Raw genomic sequence first — 19,884 nt, forward strand, 5'->3', positions numbered from 1 at the left:
CCATGAAGAAGCTCAAGCAACTTCTGATTGAACCCGTTTTTGATAACAACCCAATTGCGCTCCAGATTCTGGGCATTTGTTCGGCTCTGGCGGTTACCAATAGCCTGAGTGTCACGGTGGTGATGTGTATTGCTCTGACCGCCGTGACGGCCTTTTCCAACCTGTTTGTGTCAATGGTTCGCAACCACATTCCGGGCAGTATCCGGATTATTGTGCAGATGACCATTATTGCCTCACTGGTTATTTTGGTCGACCAGGTATTGAAGGCGGTGGCCTACGACATCAGCAAACAGCTATCCGTATTTGTCGGCTTGATTATCACCAACTGCATCGTAATGGGTCGCGCGGAAGCCTTCGCTATGAAGAATCCGCCCCTGCCGAGCTTCTTTGACGGCGTGGGTAACGGCCTGGGCTACAGCGTGATTCTATTGGGGCTTGCCTTTATTCGCGAACTGTTTGGTTCCGGTAGCTTGTTCGGCGTGACTATTTTGACGCCGGTGACCGAGGGTGGCTGGTATGTCCCCAACGGCTTGCTGCTGTTGCCGCCGAGCGCCTTCTTCCTGATAGGGTTCTTCATCTGGGCCATTCGCGCCTGGAAACCGGAACAGGTTGAAGAAGAAGAGTACAAAATGGCGCCTAACACCAAGCCGCAGGAGGCCTGATCGTGGAACAGTTACTGAGTATTTTTGTAAGGACCGTTTTCATTGAAAACATGGCGCTGGCCTTCTTCCTGGGGATGTGTACCTTCCTGGCCATCTCCAAGAAAATCAGTGCCGCCCTGGGTTTGGGTATCGCGGTGGTTGTGGTTCAGGTTATCACGGTGCCGGTGAACAACCTCTTGTTTACCTACATCCTGGATGATGGCGCTTTGGCCTGGGCGGGCCTGCCGAATGTGGACCTGAGCTTCCTGGGTTTGATTACCTACATTGGTGTGATTGCCGCCCTGGTTCAGATTTTGGAAATGGTCCTGGATAAATTCGTACCGGCGCTTTATAACGCCCTGGGCGTCTTCCTGCCGCTAATTACCGTGAACTGTGCCATTTTGGGTAGTTCCCTGTTTATGGTGGAGCGGGACTACAACTTTGCCGAGAGTGTGGCCTTTGGCGCGGGCTCCGGCGTGGGTTGGGCTCTGGCCATCACCGCTTTGGCGGGTATTCGGGAAAAGATGAAGTACAGCGATGTGCCGGAGGGCCTGCGGGGCTTGGGCATTACCTTCATTACTGTCGGTCTTATGTCCCTTGGCTTTATGTCTTTCGGCGGCATCGACCTGTAACCAGCGAGGTAAGCTAGATGAATGTGGAAATTATTCTGGGCGTGGTCATGTTCACCGTTATTGTGGTGGCGTTGGTGGCTGTGATCCTGAGCGCCCGCGCCAAACTGGTGAGCAGTGGCGACGTCAACATTGATATTAACGGCGAGAAGACCATTACCGTACCGGCCGGTGGCAAGTTGCTGCAGAGCCTGGCCAACGCCGGACTGTTCTTGCCCTCTGCCTGTGGTGGTGGCGGTACCTGTGCGCAGTGTAAGTGTTTGGTGGAAGAGGGCGGTGGCGCCATGCTGCCCACCGAAGAAGGCCACTTCACCAAACGTGAAGCACGCGAAGGTTGGCGCCTGTCCTGCCAGACGCCGGTAAAGGAGAATATGGTAATCGAAGTTCCGGAAGACGTTTTCGGTGTTAAGCAGTGGGAGTGCACGGTCGAGAAGAACCCGAACGTGGCCACCTTTATTAAAGAACTGACACTGAAGCTGCCCGAGGGCGAAAACGTGGACTTTCGTGCCGGTGGGTATGTTCAGTTGGAATGCCCGCCGCATCACGTTAAGTTCAAGGATTTCGACGTCGAAGAAAAATTCCGTCCCGACTGGGAGCGTTTCGGCTTCTTCGATCTGGAGTCCAAGGTGACCGAGCCGGTCATGCGCGCCTACTCCATGGCGAACTATCCGGAAGAGAAGGGCATTGTTAAGTTCAACATCCGTATCGCTACGCCGCCTCCCGGTGCTAAAGACATTCCGCCGGGCATTATGTCCTCGTATGTGTTCAGCTTGAAACCGGGCGATACCATTACCGTCTACGGTCCCTTTGGTGAGTTTTTCGCCAAAGACACCGATGCCGAAATGGTGTTTGTGGGCGGCGGTGCGGGCATGGCCCCGATGCGCTCACACATTTTCGACCAACTGCGCCGCATCAAGACCGACCGGAAGATTACCTTCTGGTATGGCGCTCGCTCCATGCGCGAGATGTTCTACCACGAAGAGTACGATCAGCTGGCCGAAGAAAACGAGAACTTCGAGTGGCATGTGGCCCTGTCGGACCCCTTGCCGGAAGATAACTGGGAAGGCCCCACTGGCTTTATTCACAATGTTCTGTATGACATGTACCTGAAGGACCACCCGGCTCCGGAAGACTGTGAGTACTACATGTGCGGACCACCGATGATGAACGCCTCCCTGATCAAGATGCTTAAGGATCTGGGCGTGGAAGACGAGAACATCATGCTCGACGACTTCGGCGGTTAAAAGAGGACAGACATTGTTCAAGGTTCTCACAACAATAAAAACGAGGCCGGTTCTGCTGGCCTCGTTTTTGTTTATTGGTGCCTTCATGGGGCCGTTGCTGACCGGCTGTGACTGGGAGGCGGAGGCGACTCGTGACTTTGAGCGCTTCTCCGGTAACACCATGGGTACCACCTATCACGTGACCGTGGTGGCGGAAGAGGGCGCGTCATTATCGATCGATACGGACGCGATTCAACGTGGCCTGGACCGGGAGCTGGCGCAGATCAACCAGCAGATGTCGACGTATATTGAGGATTCGGAGCTGATGCGCTTCAACCGGGCGCCGGTGGGGGAGTGGCAAGCGTTGTCCGAACCCTTGGCGGCGGTACTGGCGGTCAGCCGTAAGGTGAGCGAGCGCAGCGACGGGGCCTTCGATATTACCGTCGGGCCGCTGGTAAACCTGTGGGGCTTTGGCCCCGAGGCGGAACCCGAGGAGGTACCCACTGAGGCTGAGATTCTGGCATTGCGTCAGCAAGTCGGTTACCGCAAACTGAACCTTGATGGAAGGCGCGCCAAGCGCCTTGCCGATATTCAGGTGGACCTGTCCGCAGTGGCGAAAGGCTATGGGGTCGATCATGTCGCTCGCTGGCTGGAGGCCCAGGGGGTGGAGAACTACTTGGTGGAAATCGGGGGCGAAGTCTATCTCAGTGGCGTCAGCCCCCGGGGGGATGCTTGGCGCATCGGAGTGGAACAGCCCACCCTGCTGCAGGAAGGCGGGCGAATGGCGCTGGCGCTGACCGATATCGGGATGGCAACGTCCGGTGACTACCGAAACTATTACGAGCGGGACGGGAAGCGTTACTCCCACACGCTCGATCCGCGCACCGGACGGCCGATTGTCCACAAGCTGGTCTCCGTCACGGTTCTGGCGAAGACGACGGCCGAGGCGGACGCCTGGGCCACGGCACTCAACGTGCTGGGCCCAAAAGCCGGGATGGCGCTGGCCGAGCGGGAACAACTTGCCGTTTACATGATTGTCAAAGCGAATGAGGGCTATGAGGACCGCTTTTCGAGCGCCTTCGAGCCCTATCGCTCATAGCGTAATACCCCTGCGGGGAGAGGTGTTTTATGGGTATGGTTCTGGTTTCAGTGCTGGTGATGCTGCTGGTGGTTGTGGGTATGTCCGTTGGGGTGCTCTTCGGCCGCCAGCCGCTCAAGGGCTCCTGTGGTGGCGTGGGCGCCGCCCTGGGGGAGAAGGACTACGTGTGCGACCTTTGTGGCAACGACGAAGATAAGTGTAAAGAAATTAATGAACGCCAGCAGCCGGGTTCGCCCGCTGACAATTTGGCGTACGATGCGAGCGCTAAAGCTGTCTCGGGCAGCTCGCACAGAGGGGAGAGAGGGAGCAAGAACACCACCTCGAACACCAAAACAGGAGGCCATTCCTAGTGGCTGATCACACCTATGATGTGCTGGTTATCGGATCTGGACCAGCAGGTGAAAGCGCTGCCATGTCGGCGGCCAAGGCCGGACTCAAAGTCGCCGTTGTGGAAGCGCGTCCCCATGTCGGGGGCAACTGCGCCCACAAGGGCACCATTCCTTCAAAATCGTTACGCCATGCGGTGAAGCAACTGATTCGATACAACAGCGTCAGCCTGTTTCGCGAAATGGGCGATACCCGCTGGCTGTCGTACCCGCGGGTACTTGCCGCCGCCTCCAAGGTCATCCCCAAGCAGGTCGAGCTGCATACCGAGTTTTATATTCGCAACCGGGTGACATTGCACATAGGGTTGGCGGAATTTGTGGATACCAACACCGTGAGCGTGGACCTGGGGGATGGCGCTCAGGAAACCATCACCGCCGACTCCATTGTTATTGCCACCGGTTCGCGCCCCTATCGTCCGGCCGATGTGGACTTTAGCCACCCCCGGGTATACGACAGCGATACCATTCTGGAGATGCAGCACACCCCCCGCCATATGATCATTTATGGCGCCGGGGTGATCGGGTGTGAATATGCCTCGATTTTTTCGGGCCTGGGGGTCAAGGTCGATTTGATCAACAACCGGGACCGGTTGCTGTCGTTTTTGGACGATGAAATCTCCGATGCGCTCAGCTATCACTTGCGCGACAGTGACGTCACGGTCCGTCACAGCGAGGAGTATGAGTCGATCGAACCGAGTGAGAGCAGTGTCACCCTCCACTTGAAGTCCGGCAAGCGTCTCAAGGCTGATGCTATTCTTTGGTGTAACGGTCGTAGCGGCAACACCGACAAGCTCAATCTGCCCGCGGCGGGGCTGGAGGCGGACTACCGGGGCAACCTGAAGGTGACCCAGGACTACCGCACGGCCACGGACAATATTTTCGCGGTGGGGGATGTGATTGGTTGGCCGAGCCTGGCCAGTGCCTCCTTTGATCAGGGGCGCGCGGTGGCTTCAGTGGTGACCGGTGAGCCCTGCAAGCCGGTAAGCAATGTGCCCACCGGGATTTACACCCTGCCGGAAATCAGTTCGATCGGGCAGACCGAGACCGAGCTGACCGCGGCCCGGGTGCCCTACGAAGTAGGGCGAGCGCTGTTTAAAAACACCGCTCGCGGCCAAATCAGTGGAGAGGATGTGGGCATGCTCAAAATCCTTTTCCACGTGGACAGCCTGGAAATTCTTGGGGTCCACTGTTTTGGCGCCGAGGCCGCCGAGATTGTTCATATCGGCCAGGCCATCATGAGTCAGGGCGGTGCGGGTAATACCATCCAGTTCTTTTTGGATACCACCTTCAATTATCCCACCATGGCCGAGGCCTATCGCCTGGCCGCGCTCGATGGCACGAGCCGTATTAACCGCCGTTAGAGGTCCCCGACGCCGTCCCCGCTTGGGGGCGGTGCTTAATGACGGCCCGCAGTACCCGGTCGTGCTCAAAATAGACCACGTAATCGTCATACTCCCAACTGGAAATCGGCGGATCGCCCACCGGTGCCCTGCGGCTTTGGGGCTGACCGAAGCGCTCCCGTACGGCCTCCCGGGTCATGCCATTGTTCGGAACCGGGCCGACCTCCCGGGCGCCGCTCTGTTGCCCTACGGGTACTTCAACCCGGTCGGCGTAGGCCTGCCCGGCACCGAGCAGGCCGAGCGTCAGGCTCAAGGTTATGACGTGACGTCGTTTCATGAAAAGGCTCCTTAAGGTTGGCATTTAAGCCGGAGGGTAGAGGTCCTGATGGCGACGCTTGTCGGCCATTTGGGCCCGCATGATTTGCTGGCTTAGAATATGTTGTTGTGGTTCGGTCATGGTTTCGAATTCTGCCGCAATTTCAAACCCGCCGGTGCGAACCGGTTCACAGCGTGACACCCGCGCGTAAACCGCGAGGCCCACGTAGGTCGGCAGAAAGGTCAGGTTGAGCGCCAGATATTGCTCGCGGGCCAGCGCTTCCGCGTTGCTGAAGGCCAGGCCGCCCTCGCTGATATTTACCCGGCGTCGCTCGCCCACCTGAGCGCGAAGCCGCGGCTCGCTGATCAGTTGTTGACCGAGCAGGTCGATTTTTCGGTTGAGTAAATGCAGGTACTCGGCAATTTGCCGGTCTTTGTCCTTGATCTGATAGAACAATTGCGAGGCTTCGCTGTCGACTTTCTTCAGCTCCGCGTAAGCCTTTATCGCGGCGGAGCCGGGAAACAGGTTCTCCGCCGGCGTTTGGCGGACGGTTTTCTCATCAACGCTCAGATACTCCAGATCCAGGTAGTCATCGATGCGAAAGTAAAGACGGCGCTCAGACATACAGTGTCCAGTGGTAGTGTTTTTGTTGTCGTCGTGTTTTGGCGGACGTTACCCATAGCATACCGCGTTGCTGGGCGCGGAAAAACCATTTTGCGGGCTTGTGACCGGTCAATCAATAGGGTTAAATGCGCTCATGCCAATCAACGTGCCCTTACATATCGGCCTTCGCTACACCCGAGCCAAGCGTCGCCACCAGTTTATTTCTTTCATCAGCGCCTTTTCTCTCGTCGGCATGGCCCTTGGCGTCATGGCATTAATTGTCGTTCTCTCGGTTATGAACGGCTTTGATCGGGAAATGAAGTCCCGGATACTGAGCGTGGTACCCCACGGCTTTATTGATGCCCAGCCGGAATTGGAGAATTGGGAAGCGCTGGCCGATCAGGTCAGGGCTCACCCCCGGGTGCGGGGCGTGGCTCCCTATATTGAAGGGTTCGGCCTGGTGAATTACGGGCGCGGCGTGGAGGGGATCCAAATTCAGGGGGTACTCCCACAGGCTCAGACCGAAGTCTCGGTGGTGGAGCAGCGCATGCTGCTGGGAACCACCGAGGATTTGCGCGCGGGCCAGTTCAACGTGGTGATGGGGCGGCTACTGGCCCGGCAACTCGGGCTGTCTCTGGGGGACTCGGTCACCATTACGCTGCCGGACATTCGAATTACCCCCGCCGGGGTGTTTCCGCGCATGCGGCGGTTTACTCTGGTGGGTGTGTTTGAGGTAGGAGCCCAGATGGACCAACGCCTGGCGCTGATTCACCTGGGTGATGCTCAGCGCCTGTTCCGCTACCAGGGGGTTCAGGGAGTTCAGGTCCAGGTGGACGACATCTATCAGGCCGCCTCGATTATGCAACAGATTGCCCAGGGGCTGGAAGGCGACTACCGGGTGCGTGATTGGAGTCAAACGCAAGGCAGCCTGTTTCAGGCCGTCAAAATGGAGAAAGTCGTGATTTCGGTGCTGCTTGGCATCATTATCGCGGTGGCGGCGTTCAATATCGTCTCCAGCTTGATTCTGATGGTGGCTGACAAACGGGGGGACATCGCCGTGCTACGCACCCTGGGCATGACCGCTCGAGAGATTATGGCGGTCTTCGTCGTTCAGGGCTCGGTGGTGGGGCTGATCGGCACCCTGGTGGGCGCCGTGACCGGCTGTGTACTGGCGGCATACATCGGGCCTTTGGTCTCCGCAATGGAATCACTGCTCGACCTGCAAGTGTTCGACCCCTCTGTTTACTTCATCAGCCACCTGCCGTCGCAATTGCTCTGGCAGGATGTGGCGGTCATTTGCGCGGTGGCCGTGCTGCTGAGCTTTCTGGCCACCCTTTATCCCGCTTGGCGCGCGGCCAAAATTGAACCAGCGGAGGCATTGCGCTATGAGTGAATCCACAGCGGTGTTGCGCTGTCACGAAGTGGAGAAGACCTATCGTCAGGGGCCCCAGTCCGTGGCGGTGCTCAGTCGGGTCAACATGAGTGTGGCCCCGGGGGAGCGCTTGGCCATTGTAGGGGCCTCCGGCTCGGGGAAGTCCACGCTGCTTAATATTCTGGGCGGGTTGGACCTGCCCGGCAGTGGCGATGTGGAAGTGGCGGGGCAGTCGCTCTTGGCACTGAGCGCGGACCAGCGGGGCCGCTTGCGCAACCGGCAGCTGGGGTTTGTCTATCAGTTTCACCACCTGCTGCCTGAATTCAGTGCGCTGGAAAATGTGATGATGCCCTTGCTAATCGGCCGCCTGGAGCGGGCGCAAGCCCGTGAGCGCGCCGCTTCCATGCTCGAACGGGTCGGGCTGGGAGAGCGGTTGACCCATAAGCCCTCGGAGCTCTCCGGGGGCGAGCGCCAGCGGGTGGCTATTGCGCGCGCCCTGGTGGCTGACCCGGCCTGCGTTTTAATGGATGAGCCCACGGGGAACCTGGATGGGCACACGGGCGAGGCCATACAGGCATTAATGACCGAGCTCAACCGCGATATCGGGACCAGCTTTGTGGTGGTGACCCACGACCTGGCCCTGGCCCGGCGGATGGACCGGGTGTTAACGCTCCGGGAAGGGTCGCTGCATGAGGGCGCGTAGTTTTACCTGGCTGATCGGTCGGCGTTACGCCGTTTCGCGCCGGCACAGCCAAATGGTGTCTTTTATCTCTTCCGTCTCGATTGTCGGCCTGGTCATTGGTGTGGCCCTGCTGATTACCGTGCTCTCCATTATGAACGGGTTCGACCGCGAACTGCGCGAGCGGATTCTGGGCATTATGCCCCATGGGGCCGTTTATCACCGCGAGGGCATTGAGGATTACGAAGCGCTGGCCGAGCAGGTGAGCCAGCGGCCGGGCGTGGCGTCGGCCACGCCGTTTGTGCGGCTCGAAGGGCTTCTATCCCATCGCCGTGAGGTGGCGCCGGTCAGCTTGTACGGCATGCCACCGGGCCAGCGGGAGTCCCTGGCCGTGCTCTCCGAGTACCTGCCGGAGGGTATTTGGCGCTCGCTGGCGGAGTCCAAGCGCGGTGTGCTGCTGGGTGCCGGGTTGGCGCGGTCCCTGGCCGTGGAAACCGGGGGCAAGCTGACGCTGGTGGTGCCTTCCCGTAGTGGCCAGGGCGCGCCGGACGTTAAAGCATTGGAGGTGCTGGCGGTGTTTGATACCGGCACGGAACTGGACAATAATCTGGCCTTGACCCGACTCACCCTGGCCTCGGAGCTCACCGCACACCCGGGGGCCGCCAGCGGCATTCGCCTGCAGGTGGACGACCTGTTCCAGGCGTCGGAGCAGGTGCGTTCACTACTCTATGAGCTGCCGCCCGGGTATTTCAGCTCCGACTGGACGCGCACGCACGGCAATCTCTATCAGGCCATTCACATGTCCAAACAGCTGGTGGGTCTGCTGCTGTTTCTGATCATCGCCATCGCGGCGTTCAATTTGGTATCGACCCTGATCATGGTCGTTGTGGACAAGCAGGGGGACATCGCCATCCTGCGCACCCTGGGCGCCTCCAGTGTGGACATCTTGCGGGTCTTCATGGTTCAGGGGGGAGTGATCGGTGTGGTGGGCACCAGTATTGGGGTCTTGCTCGGGGTAACTCTCTCGTACTGGGTGACCGACTGGGTGCAGTGGCTCGAAGGGCTATTGGGTATTCAGTTCCTTCACTCAGATGTGTACCCCATCAGCTACTTGCCTTCGGATTTGCACTGGCCGGATGTGATGCGAGTGGCGGGCACGGCACTGGTCTTGAGTCTGGTGGCGAGCCTGTACCCCGCCTGGAGGGCCACCCGGGTCCAGCCCGCCGATGCGCTGCGGTACGAGTAAACCCGGGAAAAGAGCCCTCCAGGAAAGGTTCCGGGACTCACACCTCGCGGGAGCGCCGGCTGGCGCGGCGCTCTTTGCGCTGGTGCCAGCTGCGTACCACCGTCCAACGCCAAAACAGCTGCATGACCACATACCCAATCACGCCGAAAACCAACCCAGACAGTATTGAACCGACCAATAACGGCCGCCAGATTAGGTTGAACTCATGCATTAACCAATGCCAGCTCAGCTCCAGCGACACGCTGACCGGTGGCAGCCCGAGTAGCCAGCGGCCCAGTTGGTAGGTGGCGAAGAACATGGCGGGCATTGTTAGCGGATTACTGATCCACACCAATGCCACGGATATGGGCAGATTGCAGCGAAAGAGCAAGGCCAATAAGGCCGCCATGGCCATTTGGCCGGGTAGGGGGATAAAGGCAATAAAAATCCCCACAAAAAACGCCATCGATACCGAGTAGCGGTTTAGGTGAAAAAGGTTGGGGTTGTGTAACAGGTCCCCGAGAAAGTGCAACGCGGGGTTGCTTTTGATGGCGTGCGCGCTGGGAATAAAACGGCGTAATAACTTGCGTGCCATACTGAATCACATGACGGCCGAAATAAAGAGGGCCATTATGCCTGTCCTCATATGAAAAAACGATGATAGAAGGCCTTAGGCGTTGCTTTGTTGCAAAGTTTTCGGCAGCTCCTCTACTTGAGACAATAATTGGTCGAATCCGTTTTCCAGTGTGTCATCTTCGTTGAACAAATGTCGCACTCGCGCTTGGCACTCCAGCAGGGCGTTGTCGATAACGGTCTGCTTGGCCTCGGTCAGTTTCAGCGCGGCGGCCACCCGTTGCATCTGTTCGGTCAGTGTATCCACCAACCGTTGTGTCTCCTCCGCCTGAAAAGCGTAGCGAATTTCCATGTTCACCAGCGTGTTGTGGTTGGCGGTGGACCACTCTTGCAGCACTTGGCCCTGATGCTGATGTTTGTGTATAAGCGTCAACGCCTCGGCCCGGGCACTGGTAAGGGTCAGCAGCGCGTGCAGCAGCGACTCGGTCTCTTCCAGCTGCGCGGTGTCGGTGGGAGGATGTTTCAATAAAAGATGAATATGATGATGAACGAACAAAATGCCCTCGTTTAAATAGGCTGTCTCGCTGGTGGTCGTGCTGGTGCGCACCAGCTGGTGTTCGCGCTCGTTGAAGGCCTTTGAGGGGAAGTACTCGGCTTTGCCCAGGGCTGAATCAAGGATAAACCCGGCAGTCAGTCTGGCGCGTTTTAGTGCATCGATTAGCGCCATCGCCAACTCTTCAGGCCCTTGTGCTTGCAGGCTGGCCTGGGAGTACTCGCTCATTATGGCATCCTGTTCCGCCTTCGCAAGGGTTTGCTCCAAGCGGTTCGCCATGGCTTCCAACTCTTGACGAAGGGGGCCTTCGCTCTCGGCTTGCGTCGCTGCCGGGGGTTCGTGCAACTGGTTGTAGAGCATATCCACCTCGCTCTCCAGGGCCAGAATACAGTGCCCACACTCCTTGACCAACTGCTCCAAACGCTTTAATTCCTGGACTTGCTCCTCGTCGGCATCGGGGTCGGTAGTCTCGGGCAAGGCATCACGCAAATGAGTCAGTTCGCTTTCCAGGTCGACAATCAGGTTGCGCTGACGGGTATTGTTCAAGCGCAGTTGTTGGATTTCCTTTTTGGAGTAGCTCGGCTTGCCGGGGGTGTCGGAGGCACCGGTGTTCAAGGAACTGACACTGTCCGCCATGTTGGTGTGGATGACTTTGAGCGTTTCCTCGATCTGGTTCATTGCCTGGTGGCGCCCCTCTTCGCTCTCCAGGTTCGCGCTGGGGGTACTAACGGTTTCGCTGCCCGAGGCGGGGCCGGTCTGGCCCAAGGCTTTGATGTGCTGTTGAGAGCGGTACAGCTCCGCCTCCAACTGGCGAATGGTACGCTCGAGCGTTTCCCGCTGGTCATCGTTCCCTTTGCTCGGATATTCCTGGGTGTACTCGCGAAAACCTTGAATTAGATTGGCATGCAGGCGCTGGTTGTCCGCGGCAAAGTGTTCAATATTGTTGATGCGCCGTTCCTGGCCGGAGGAGGCGCTTTCGGGAGGCGCGTGCAAAACGCCCTGCAGCTGTTCCTTGAGTTCGCCCGCACTGCTGTTGCTGTCTTGGGACAGGCTAAGAATGTCGTTGAGCCGCTTGAGCTTGTCGATAGTGACTTGGTTCTCCTGCTGAACCAGTTCCAACTCCTCACGCTTGTTTTGATTCAGGGTCAGTTTGCGCTGGAGCTCGCGGCTGAGTTTTTCAAACCCTTTGAGCTTCTCCACCCGCTGTTGCAGCAACTTGACCTGATTGTTGCGCTGGCGACCCTCGCGAGAGGGCTGGCGGTCCGCAATCCAGCGGACCACATCGTACAATTGTTTCTCAAGCAGCCCCCAGGGGTCGCCCGAGGCCTGGGTCTTGCGGAATGCCCTTTCTTCCGCCTCACAGTAGAGATAGCGCAAGGCCGCCACCTTGGCGCTGAAGGGCTGCTCGGGGGCCAGCCGCGGCAACGAGGCTTGAGTAATGGCGTGATAGCGCTCCTTGGCTTCGTTTTTTAACTGCTCCAGCTGCTGCCCGAAACTGGGCTGGGCGTCGGCCGCCCCCTCTTGTGGGGACAGAGGGCCTTTGCGCTGCCGGGCGCGCTCGGTGCGCACGCTCTCGCGCAAACGCTCGTAGGCCTTCAGGAGCCGCTGTTGCTGGCGGCGTTCGCGCCGCAATAGGACACCCAGCAGGGTGGTGCTCAGCAATAGAACAAACACCAATTCCCCGAGGACGATGGTGGTCAGTGTCAGTGAGTCCGGCATCGTCTATCCGTTCGCCTCTCGCTCATGCCCCTACTGAGCCGTCTCCGTCAACAGATAAAGTGGGCTGGATCACAAATTCCATAATTGATGTGAGTATAGACGCTATCTACCTTGGAGGGGCATCCGCCTTTGCGCATAATAACGGGGTTCGGTTGGCAAGGATGCATAATGAACACCTTTCGGCTCTCTCTTCCATTTCGTTTGCGGCCCCTGGCCCTCGCGCTTGGCATTACCCTGGCGGCTCTGGTTCCCACGCTACCCTCCGTGCACTGGTTCTGGCTGCTGGCGCTCTCGCCTTTGATGCTCTGGCGCTCCGGTGGTTGTGGACAATGTCTTTTCCTGGTCGTTCTCGGTCTTTTTTGGGGCCTAGCCCACGGGCACTGGCAACTGGCCCACCGCTTGCCGGCCGACTGGCAGGATAGGGACGTGACGGTTACCGGAACCTTGGTGGGGCTGCCCGAGCACGACTCGCGCCGCGAGCGCATCCTGATGGCGGTCGAGTCATTGAGAACGACAGACGGCGAGCCCCTTCATCTGCCGCTGCGACGAATCCGCTTGAGTTGGTATGGCGGCCCGAGGCTCCACAGCGGCGAGCGCTGGCGCCTTAGGCTGAGGCTAAAGCGTCCGCGCGGGTTTGTGAACCCCGGAGGGTTTGACTATCAACTGTGGTTGATGCGCCAGGGCGTGGACGCCACCGGCTATGTGCGGGCCGCCTCGGGCAATCAACGGCTTGCCCCGGCCCACAATGGTTCATTGAGTCACTGGCGAGAGCGGGCCCGGGATTGGCTGGCCGACAATCCCTCTCTTGAGCACCCGGCGCTGCTTCGCGCGCTTCTGGTGGGGGACCGTGCGGGGCTGAGCGGGGCGCAGTGGGCGCTGTTGACGGAAACCGGCACCAACCATCTATTGGCCATCTCCGGCTTGCATATCGGGTTTGTGGCGGTGTTGGGGTTTACCCTCGGCGCCGGCTTGGGCCGGGGGCTGAACCTCGGTTTTCGTGGTGCTGGGGCGAGTCTGACCGGTCATGTGTTGGCACTGGTTTTTGCCCTCGGTTACAGCGCCCTGGCGGGCTTTAGCCTTCCCACCCAGCGGGCACTGGTAATGGTGCTGGTGGTGCAGGTGGCGCTGTTGGGCCGCCGTCGGGTACGGGCCATGGACGCACTTTCACTGGCCCTGCTGGCGGTGCTGCTACTCGACCCCCTGGCGCCGTTTGATAACGGTTTTTGGCTGAGTTTTACCGCCGTGGCCGTGCTGTTGGTCGCCTTTGGTGGGCGCCGGTCGGTGGCGCGCAGCTCCGACGCAGGCCCCCGGGGAAGGCGAGGGACGCTCGGCTTCCGCTCGGCGTTTCAGCGCCTGTTCGAGGCGCAGTGGGTCATATTCGTGGGTCTGCTATTGCCGTTACTATTGCTCACTCAAGAAGCGACGCTGCTCTCCCCCTTGGCCAATGCCTTGGCCATCCCCGTCGTTACCCTGCTGGTGGTCCCCTGGCTGCTGGGTGCCGTGTTGGCAACGCCGCTGTGGCCGGAGTTGGCGCAGTGGGGGCTTTGGCTCGCCGACCGGGGGCTGGATTTTTTAATGCTGTGGCTGGAGGCCCTCGGGCCGCTGCGAACCTGGGCAACGGTGCATCCAACTGTGAGTGGGGCGTCCTTGGTGCTGGCGTTTCTGGGCGTACTCCTGTGCCTGGTTCCCAAGGGAGTACCAAGCCGTTGGCTCGGGTTACCAGCGATCGCCCTGGCTCTGTGCCTACCGGGCGCCACCGCACCGGCGCTGCGGCTAACCATGCTCGATGTGGGGCAGGGCCTTGCGGTGGTCGTGCAGACGCCCGGTCACGGCCTGGTGTATGATACCGGCCCGGCCTACAGCGACCGGATGGATGCGGGCAGTGCCATTATCGCACCCTATTTACGCCGCTCCGGCGTCGGTCGATTGGATGCGGTGGTGGTCAGCCACCGCCACGGTGATCATTCCGGCGGCTTCGAGGGGTTGATCCGGGAATTTGAGCCGGAGCGCGTTTGGGCCGGGGAGCCGGGCCGCTTGTATTATCCCGACGTGCACGACTGTCACCGACGGGCAAGCTGGCGTTGGGACCAAGTGCATTTTCGCTTTCTTCACGCGGGGTTTCCCGAGGAGCCCAACGCCAATAACCGCTCCTGTGTTCTCTGGATCCAGTATCGGGACCGGCACATTGTGTTGGCGGGGGATATTGAAAGGGAGGTGGAGTGGCGTCTGGTTGGGCAGGGCAGGCTGCCCGAGGCCCTCACCCTGTTGCAAGTGCCTCACCACGGAGCCGCGAGTTCCTCGCCGCCGGTCTGGGTGGCGCATACCCGGCCCGAGCGAGCGTTGGTCAGCGCCGCTTATGAAGGGCGGCACGGGCATCCGGATCCCTCGGTGGTGGAGCGTTATCGAGTCAAGGGCAGCCAGGTCTTGAATACCGCCCGTCACGGTGCGCTGATCTATGAATGGAACGGCGAGGGTCGGTTGACCGAACAGCTCACGCGGGTTCACCGGCGTCGCTGGTGGTACGCCGAATAGGAAAATTGTGACAAGGTGTTTTCACGACTGAAAAAGTCTGTGCTATCTTGCGCCCCTGCCGGTGCACAGGCCGAAACAATCATTCGTTCGGGTCGAATCACCGTTAGACTCGAACAAAACGACTAAAACAGACCCGAAAGAGGATCGATTCAGTGTTTGACATTATTACCGCTGGCGGCTGGTTGATGGTGCCGATCATTTTTTGTTCCATCCTGGTGATTGCCATCGGCGGCGAGCGTTACTGGACGCTCAACCCGAAAAAAATTGCCCCGCCCCATCTGCTGGCTCAAGTGTGGAGCTGGATCAAAAACAATCAGTTGGATGCCAGTAAGTTGCGGGAACTGAAGCAATCCTCTCCGTTGGGTCGTATCCTCGCGGCCGGGCTGAGCAACTCCCGGCACGGTCGCGATGTCATGAAAGACAGCATTCAGGAAGCCGCCAATCAGGTCATTCACGACATGGAGCGCTACCTGACCATTCTCGGCACCATCGCCAATATCGCGCCGCTTTTGGGGTTGCTCGGCACGGTCATCGGGATGATCAAAGTCTTCACCGCCATTATGATCGAGGGCACCGGTAACGCCGGCGTTTTGGCTGGCGGTATCTCCGAAGCACTGATCACCACCGCCGCCGGCTTGACGGTCGCCATCCCGGCCATGATTCTCCATCGGTTCTTTCAGCGCCGCGTTGATACCATCGTGGTCACGATGGAAGAGGAAGCGGTCAAGCTCGTCGATGCGCTTCACAGTGATCGCCGCGTCGATGTGAAGTCGAGCTGAGACCAACCTGAGAAAGGAGCGAGCGGGTGCAATTTCGACGTCAACCTAGAGAAAACGACAGCATCAACCTGACACCGCTGATCGATGTGGTGTTCCTGTTGCTGATTTTCTTTATGGTCTCCACCACCTTTACCAAAGAAACTCATTTAAGTATCGATCTGCCGGAAGCGGAGGGCGAGCCGTCCGAAGCGGCGGCTCAGGCACCGATCGATATCGTGATTACCGCCGAGGGCGCCTATTCGGTCAACGGTCGCAGTTTGGTGAACAGTAAAATCGCCACTCTCAAATCCGCACTGGAGAAAGCCTCGGAAGGGGACAACCAGCTTCCGCTGACCATTACCGCCGACGCTCAAGCGCCCCATGAGCGTGTGGTGCGAGCCATGGACGCGGCGGGCCAATTGGGATTCGTTCACTTGAGTATCACCACCCGACGACCCGAGTCCGAGGAGTGATCGTCTTGCCGGAGCGCTGATCATGGTCGCCAGTTCGATCCTGGAGAAAGCGTGGTACGACGGTAGCCGCTGGGTGCAGGTGCTGCGACCGGTGAGCTGGCTGTTTACCCGGCTGGCCGCCCGGCGCCGCGAGCGCCTGAGTGCCGAGGCACAGGCTGCCGGTGTACCGGTCGTCATCGTGGGCAACATTAGCGTCGGTGGCACGGGCAAAACGCCACTGATCATCGCGCTGGTTAAACGCCTGCAACAGGAGGGCTATCGCCCCGGCGTTATCAGCCGAGGCTACGGGGGCCGCGCGCCGAGCTACCCGTTGATGGTGGAGCGGGACACCGCTGTCGCCCACAGTGGCGATGAACCGGCGGCCATCGCCCGAGCCACCGGCTGCCCGGTTTGCGTCAGCCCGGACCGGGTGCTCGCCGCCAAGGAGCTCAATGTCAAAGGCTGCGATGTCATCCTCAGTGACGACGGCCTACAGCACTACCGCCTGGCGAGAGACCTGGAAATAGCGGTGGTCGATGGCGAACGGGCCTTCGGCAACGGCTTCTGCCTGCCCGCCGGCCCCCTGCGCGAACCCATCGGACGGTTAAATAGCGTGGACTGGGTGATCGTCAACGGCGCCCTGGAAAAGGTTAAGCGCCAGGCGGTGGACACCGATACCCCCATGCACGTGATGAAAGTCGAACCCGATGCGTGGCACTCGGTGGCGGACGAGCATGAACATCCGCTTTCCACCTTCCAGGCCGGCCAACCGGTTCACGCCGTGGCGGGCATCGGCCACCCGGAACGGTTTTTCCAAACGCTGGCGGACATGGGCTTAAACCCCCATTGCCACCGTTTCCCGGATCACTACGCCTATCGTCCCCAGGACTTGCGCCTGGAGCCGCCCCTGCCGCTGGTTATGACGGCGAAGGATGCGGTGAAGTGCCAACCCTTTGCGGAACCCAACTGGTGGTATCTTTCAGTCAGCGCCGGGCTTTCCGACGCTTTCTGGGAAACATTCCTGCCCCGCGTTCAAACGCTGGTACAGCATTCAACCCGGACTCCCGACCCATGAGCTTCCACGTCATTATTCCCGCCCGCTACGCCTCCTCGCGTCTGCCCGCCAAACCGTTGAAGGGCATTGCGGGCAAACCGATGGTTCAGCATGTGTATGAACGTGCCTGCCAGAGCGAGGCCGAGTCGGTTACCATTGCCACGGACGATGCGCGCATTCAAACCGCCGCCGAGGCTTTCGGCGCGCGGGTGTGTATGACCTCCGAGCAACATCGTTCGGGCACGGATCGGTTGCAGGAGGTGGTGGCTCAGTTGAAACTGCCGGATGAGGCGATTGTGGTCAATGTGCAGGGCGATGAACCCTTGATTCCTCCCGCGGTCATTAATCAGGTGGCGGCGAATTTGGCCGCTGATGAGAAGGCGAGTGTGGCCACTTTGTGCGAGCCGATTGAGTCGGTGGAGGATTTTTGTAACCCGAATATTGTGAAGGTGGTGGCGGATACGGCGGGCCGGGCGTTGTATTTTAGTCGCGCGCCGATACCCTATCCGAGGGATGCGTTTGCGGGGGAGGGGCGTTATTTACCCGAGGGTTTGTCGGCCCGGCGGCATATTGGGATTTATGCGTATCGCGTGGGGTTGTTGCATCGGTTTGTTTCTTGGGATCAGGCGCCGTTGGAGCGGTTTGAGTCGTTGGAGCAGTTGCGGGTGATGTGGCAGGGTGAGGTGATTCATGTTGCTGAGGCTTGTGAGGCTGTGCCCGGAGGTGTGGATACTGAAGTGGATCTTGAACGTGTGAGGTTGCTGCTCGGGGGATAAGTTTGAGTTCCGGCGGAGGAGGGGTATACACCCATTGGAGACCCGCCGTGAATACATCCCTGTAGGCTTCTCATCGGCATCCATGCCTCGGCTTTGGCTTCCTGCGTCGCCCTAACACCTACATCCATGTAGGCGTCAGAGAGTCTCCAATGGGTGTATACCCCTCCTCCGCCTCAGTGCCAACGTCGAGCTTTGTAGTCTGAGTCGCGAAAAGAAATGACACACTTGATGGATGGCACTGAGCATAGAGGGGCGAATACCCTTTCGGGGGCGTTAGTCGCCATGGATGGCGCACTAATGAGCGCACATGGATGTGCTTGTAGCGTACCCCGAAAGGGTATTCGCCCCTCTATGCGGAACTCAAAAAGAACCACCAAATTGCACGTTCAAAAAGTGAGCACAACAAAGAAGGTTTTGTAATGGCTGTTAATGTACTGTTCGTCTGTCTGGGAAATATCTGTCGTTCACCGACCGCTCATGGGATATTTGAGCAGAAAGTGAAAGACGCCGGACTGCAAGACGAAATTGTGATCGACTCCGCCGGCACCGGTGGGTGGCATATTGGCAAAGGCCCCGACGCCAGAGCCAGCCAGTTTGCACTGGACAGAGGCTACGACCTCAGCCACCTGCGCGCGCGGCAAACCGACCCCAGCGACTTCCTGACCTACCAGTATATCCTCGCCATGGACCACGCCAACCTCGCCGACCTAGAGCGGATGAAACCGCCCAGCTACAAAGGCCATTTGGGACTGTTCCTCGACTTTGGCAACAACCCCAAATACCGCGAAGTGCCCGACCCCTACTACGGCGGTGACGAAGGCTTCCAACTCGTGCTCGACCTCGTCGAAAGCGCCTGCGACGGGCTGTTGCTCGACATTCGCCAACAACTGTAAACCGGGCCCGCCACATCGTGAACCTACAAACCGACGTCGACTTGCAGCCCTACAATACCCTGGCCGTGCCGGCGCGGGCAGAGTACTACGCCGAAGTGACCGAGCGTGGGCAGCTGCCCGAACTGTTGCAGTTTGCTCGGGAAAAGGCATTGCCACTACTGGTACTCGGCGGCGGCAGCAATGTCATACTCAAAGGCGACTTTCCCGGGCTGGTGTTGCACATTCGGTTGACCGGGAAAACCCTGGTGGACGAAGACCGGGACTACTACCGGCTCAAGGTCGCGGCGGGTGAGAACTGGCATGCGCTCGTCCAATATACCCTGGAGCAAGGGTACTGGGGATTGGAGAATCTGTCGCTAATTCCCGGTTCCGTCGGGGCCGCGCCCATTCAGAATATTGGGGCTTACGGCGTGGAGCTCAAAGACGTATTTGAGCGTCTTGAAGCCGTTGATGTCGCCACCGGCGAACTTATTGAATTCAACAAAGATGATTGTGCCTTTGGTTACCGGGACAGTCTGTTCAAGCGCGAGGGTCGGGACCGTTACGTTATTGTCTCCGTCACGCTGCGGTTATTGCGCCAGCCTCACTTGAAGGTGACTTATCCATCGTTGCGCGAGGCGCTGGCCTCTGTGCCGCTCGAGGCGCTCACCCCTCGGGACGTTGGTCGTGCGGTGTGTGCCATTCGCCAGAGCAAGTTGCCGGACCCCATGGCGATTCCCAACGTCGGTAGCTTTTTTAAGAACCCGTTGGTCGGACTTGATCAGTTTATGGAGTTGCAGATGCATCACCCGGGGTTGGTGTCCTATCCGGTGGACGCCCGGCACGTGAAACTCGCGGCGGGGTGGTTGATTGATCGGGCCGGGTGGAAAGGCGTTCAGCGGGGGCCGGTGGCGGTGCACTCGGAGCAGGCTCTGGTGTTGACCAACCCGGGCCGTGCCCCCGGGGCAAAGGTGTTGGCCCTGGCCGAAGAAATTCGCCACTCCATCGCCGCCGAATACAACGTGGACCTGGAAGCGGAGCCGCGCGTTTATCCCTAAGCGCCAGCTCGCTCGGAAACGCCG

Annotated in this window: 20 protein-coding genes; 16 read left to right on the forward strand and 4 right to left on the reverse strand. The window is 59.3% G+C overall.

Translation table 11 applies throughout. The features are described 5' to 3' along the window. The first annotated feature begins 2 nt into the window (after positions 1 to 2). The 6 genes from AAE514_RS00990 to sthA all read left to right on the forward strand — a co-directional run bounded on the left by AAE514_RS00990 (position 3) and on the right by sthA (position 5,339). A complete protein-coding gene (locus AAE514_RS00990; RefSeq protein ID WP_347329611.1) occupies positions 3 to 662 on the forward strand; it encodes an NADH:ubiquinone reductase (Na(+)-transporting) subunit D in 660 nt (219 codons plus the stop codon). Between the two features lie 2 nt (positions 663 to 664). Continuing rightward, positions 665 to 1,273, forward strand: coding sequence for an NADH:ubiquinone reductase (Na(+)-transporting) subunit E (gene nqrE, locus AAE514_RS00995; protein ID WP_347329612.1), 609 nt, complete (start codon positions 665 to 667; stop codon positions 1,271 to 1,273). Between the two features lie 17 nt (positions 1,274 to 1,290). Next, complete coding sequence (gene nqrF / locus AAE514_RS01000; protein ID WP_347329613.1) at positions 1,291 to 2,514, forward strand: NADH:ubiquinone reductase (Na(+)-transporting) subunit F; 1,224 nt, start codon at positions 1,291 to 1,293, stop codon at positions 2,512 to 2,514. Positions 2,515 to 2,599: 85 nt separating this feature from the next. Beyond that, positions 2,600 to 3,592: an FAD:protein FMN transferase gene (locus tag AAE514_RS01005; protein ID WP_347329614.1), complete on the forward strand. Its 993-nt coding sequence runs from the start codon at positions 2,600 to 2,602 to the stop codon at positions 3,590 to 3,592. Between the two features lie 29 nt (positions 3,593 to 3,621). After that, positions 3,622 to 3,942 carry a (Na+)-NQR maturation NqrM gene (gene nqrM, locus AAE514_RS01010; protein ID WP_347329615.1) on the forward strand — a complete coding sequence of 107 codons (321 nt, stop codon included), beginning with the start codon at positions 3,622 to 3,624 and terminating at the stop codon, positions 3,940 to 3,942. Further along, positions 3,942 to 5,339, forward strand: coding sequence for a Si-specific NAD(P)(+) transhydrogenase (gene sthA, locus AAE514_RS01015; protein WP_347329616.1), 1,398 nt, complete (start codon positions 3,942 to 3,944; stop codon positions 5,337 to 5,339). The genes nqrM and sthA overlap by 1 nt, the downstream gene beginning before the upstream one ends. Here sthA and AAE514_RS01020 read toward each other — a convergent pair. Together AAE514_RS01020 and AAE514_RS01025 are read right to left on the reverse strand one after the other, a co-directional pair. Beyond that, on the reverse strand, positions 5,326 to 5,655 hold the full coding sequence (locus AAE514_RS01020; RefSeq protein ID WP_347329617.1) for a hypothetical protein: 330 nt from the start codon (positions 5,653 to 5,655) through the stop codon (positions 5,326 to 5,328). The genes sthA and AAE514_RS01020 overlap by 14 nt on opposite strands. Positions 5,656 to 5,679: 24 nt before the next feature. Next, entirely contained in the window at positions 5,680 to 6,258 is a 579-nt protein-coding gene (locus AAE514_RS01025; RefSeq protein WP_347329618.1) for a PilZ domain-containing protein, read from the reverse strand. A gap of 133 nt (positions 6,259 to 6,391) precedes the next feature. On the opposite strand from AAE514_RS01025, the gene AAE514_RS01030 reads away from it, so the two are divergent. Genes AAE514_RS01030 through AAE514_RS01040 form a run of 3 tightly spaced genes read left to right on the forward strand, consistent with a single transcriptional unit; the run spans position 6,392 to position 9,534 of the window. After that, positions 6,392 to 7,630 (forward strand): lipoprotein-releasing ABC transporter permease subunit, encoded by a 1,239-nt coding sequence (locus tag AAE514_RS01030; RefSeq protein WP_347329619.1) that lies wholly within the window; start codon positions 6,392 to 6,394, stop codon positions 7,628 to 7,630. Further along, positions 7,623 to 8,312, forward strand: coding sequence for a lipoprotein-releasing ABC transporter ATP-binding protein LolD (gene lolD / locus AAE514_RS01035; protein WP_347329620.1), 690 nt, complete (start codon positions 7,623 to 7,625; stop codon positions 8,310 to 8,312). Before AAE514_RS01030 ends, lolD begins: the two co-directional genes overlap by 8 nt. Continuing rightward, on the forward strand, positions 8,299 to 9,534 hold the full coding sequence (locus AAE514_RS01040; protein WP_347329621.1) for a lipoprotein-releasing ABC transporter permease subunit: 1,236 nt from the start codon (positions 8,299 to 8,301) through the stop codon (positions 9,532 to 9,534). The genes lolD and AAE514_RS01040 overlap by 14 nt, the downstream gene beginning before the upstream one ends. 37 nt (positions 9,535 to 9,571) lie before the next feature. Here AAE514_RS01040 and AAE514_RS01045 read toward each other — a convergent pair whose 3' ends face one another. Both AAE514_RS01045 and AAE514_RS01050 read right to left on the reverse strand, forming a co-directional pair. Further along, positions 9,572 to 10,108, reverse strand: a complete 537-nt coding sequence (locus AAE514_RS01045; RefSeq protein ID WP_347329622.1) for a DUF2062 domain-containing protein — start codon at positions 10,106 to 10,108, stop codon at positions 9,572 to 9,574. Between the two features lie 75 nt (positions 10,109 to 10,183). Beyond that, entirely contained in the window at positions 10,184 to 12,358 is a 2,175-nt protein-coding gene (locus AAE514_RS01050; protein WP_347329623.1) for a hypothetical protein, read from the reverse strand. A gap of 168 nt (positions 12,359 to 12,526) precedes the next feature. Here AAE514_RS01050 and AAE514_RS01055 point away from each other — a divergent pair, with 168 nt between their 5' ends. The 7 genes from AAE514_RS01055 to murB all read left to right on the forward strand — a co-directional run bounded on the left by AAE514_RS01055 (position 12,527) and on the right by murB (position 19,860). After that, entirely contained in the window at positions 12,527 to 14,890 is a 2,364-nt protein-coding gene (locus tag AAE514_RS01055; protein WP_347329624.1) for a DNA internalization-related competence protein ComEC/Rec2, read from the forward strand. Between the two features lie 152 nt (positions 14,891 to 15,042). After that, entirely contained in the window at positions 15,043 to 15,669 is a 627-nt protein-coding gene (locus AAE514_RS01060) for a MotA/TolQ/ExbB proton channel family protein (RefSeq protein ID WP_347329625.1), read from the forward strand. A 26-nt stretch (positions 15,670 to 15,695) separates the two neighbouring features. Then, on the forward strand, positions 15,696 to 16,121 hold the full coding sequence (locus AAE514_RS01065; protein ID WP_347329626.1) for an ExbD/TolR family protein: 426 nt from the start codon (positions 15,696 to 15,698) through the stop codon (positions 16,119 to 16,121). Positions 16,122 to 16,143: 22 nt separating this feature from the next. Continuing rightward, the gene (gene lpxK / locus AAE514_RS01070; RefSeq protein WP_347329627.1) at positions 16,144 to 17,175 is read left to right on the forward strand and encodes a tetraacyldisaccharide 4'-kinase; all 1,032 of its coding nucleotides are present in this window, start codon (positions 16,144 to 16,146) and stop codon (positions 17,173 to 17,175) included. Then, a complete protein-coding gene (kdsB, locus tag AAE514_RS01075; RefSeq protein WP_347329628.1) occupies positions 17,172 to 17,930 on the forward strand; it encodes a 3-deoxy-manno-octulosonate cytidylyltransferase in 759 nt (252 codons plus the stop codon). Before lpxK ends, kdsB begins: the two co-directional genes overlap by 4 nt. Before the next feature lie 419 nt (positions 17,931 to 18,349). Continuing rightward, positions 18,350 to 18,823, forward strand: a complete 474-nt coding sequence (locus AAE514_RS01080; RefSeq protein ID WP_347329629.1) for a low molecular weight protein-tyrosine-phosphatase — start codon at positions 18,350 to 18,352, stop codon at positions 18,821 to 18,823. Then, a complete protein-coding gene (gene murB, locus AAE514_RS01085) occupies positions 18,784 to 19,860 on the forward strand; it encodes a UDP-N-acetylmuramate dehydrogenase (protein WP_347329784.1) in 1,077 nt (358 codons plus the stop codon). The genes AAE514_RS01080 and murB overlap by 40 nt, the downstream gene beginning before the upstream one ends. Positions 19,861 to 19,884 lie beyond the last annotated feature (24 nt).

Source organism: Marinimicrobium locisalis (assembly GCF_039822625.1).
Lineage (GTDB): Bacteria > Pseudomonadota > Gammaproteobacteria > Pseudomonadales > Cellvibrionaceae > Marinimicrobium > Marinimicrobium locisalis.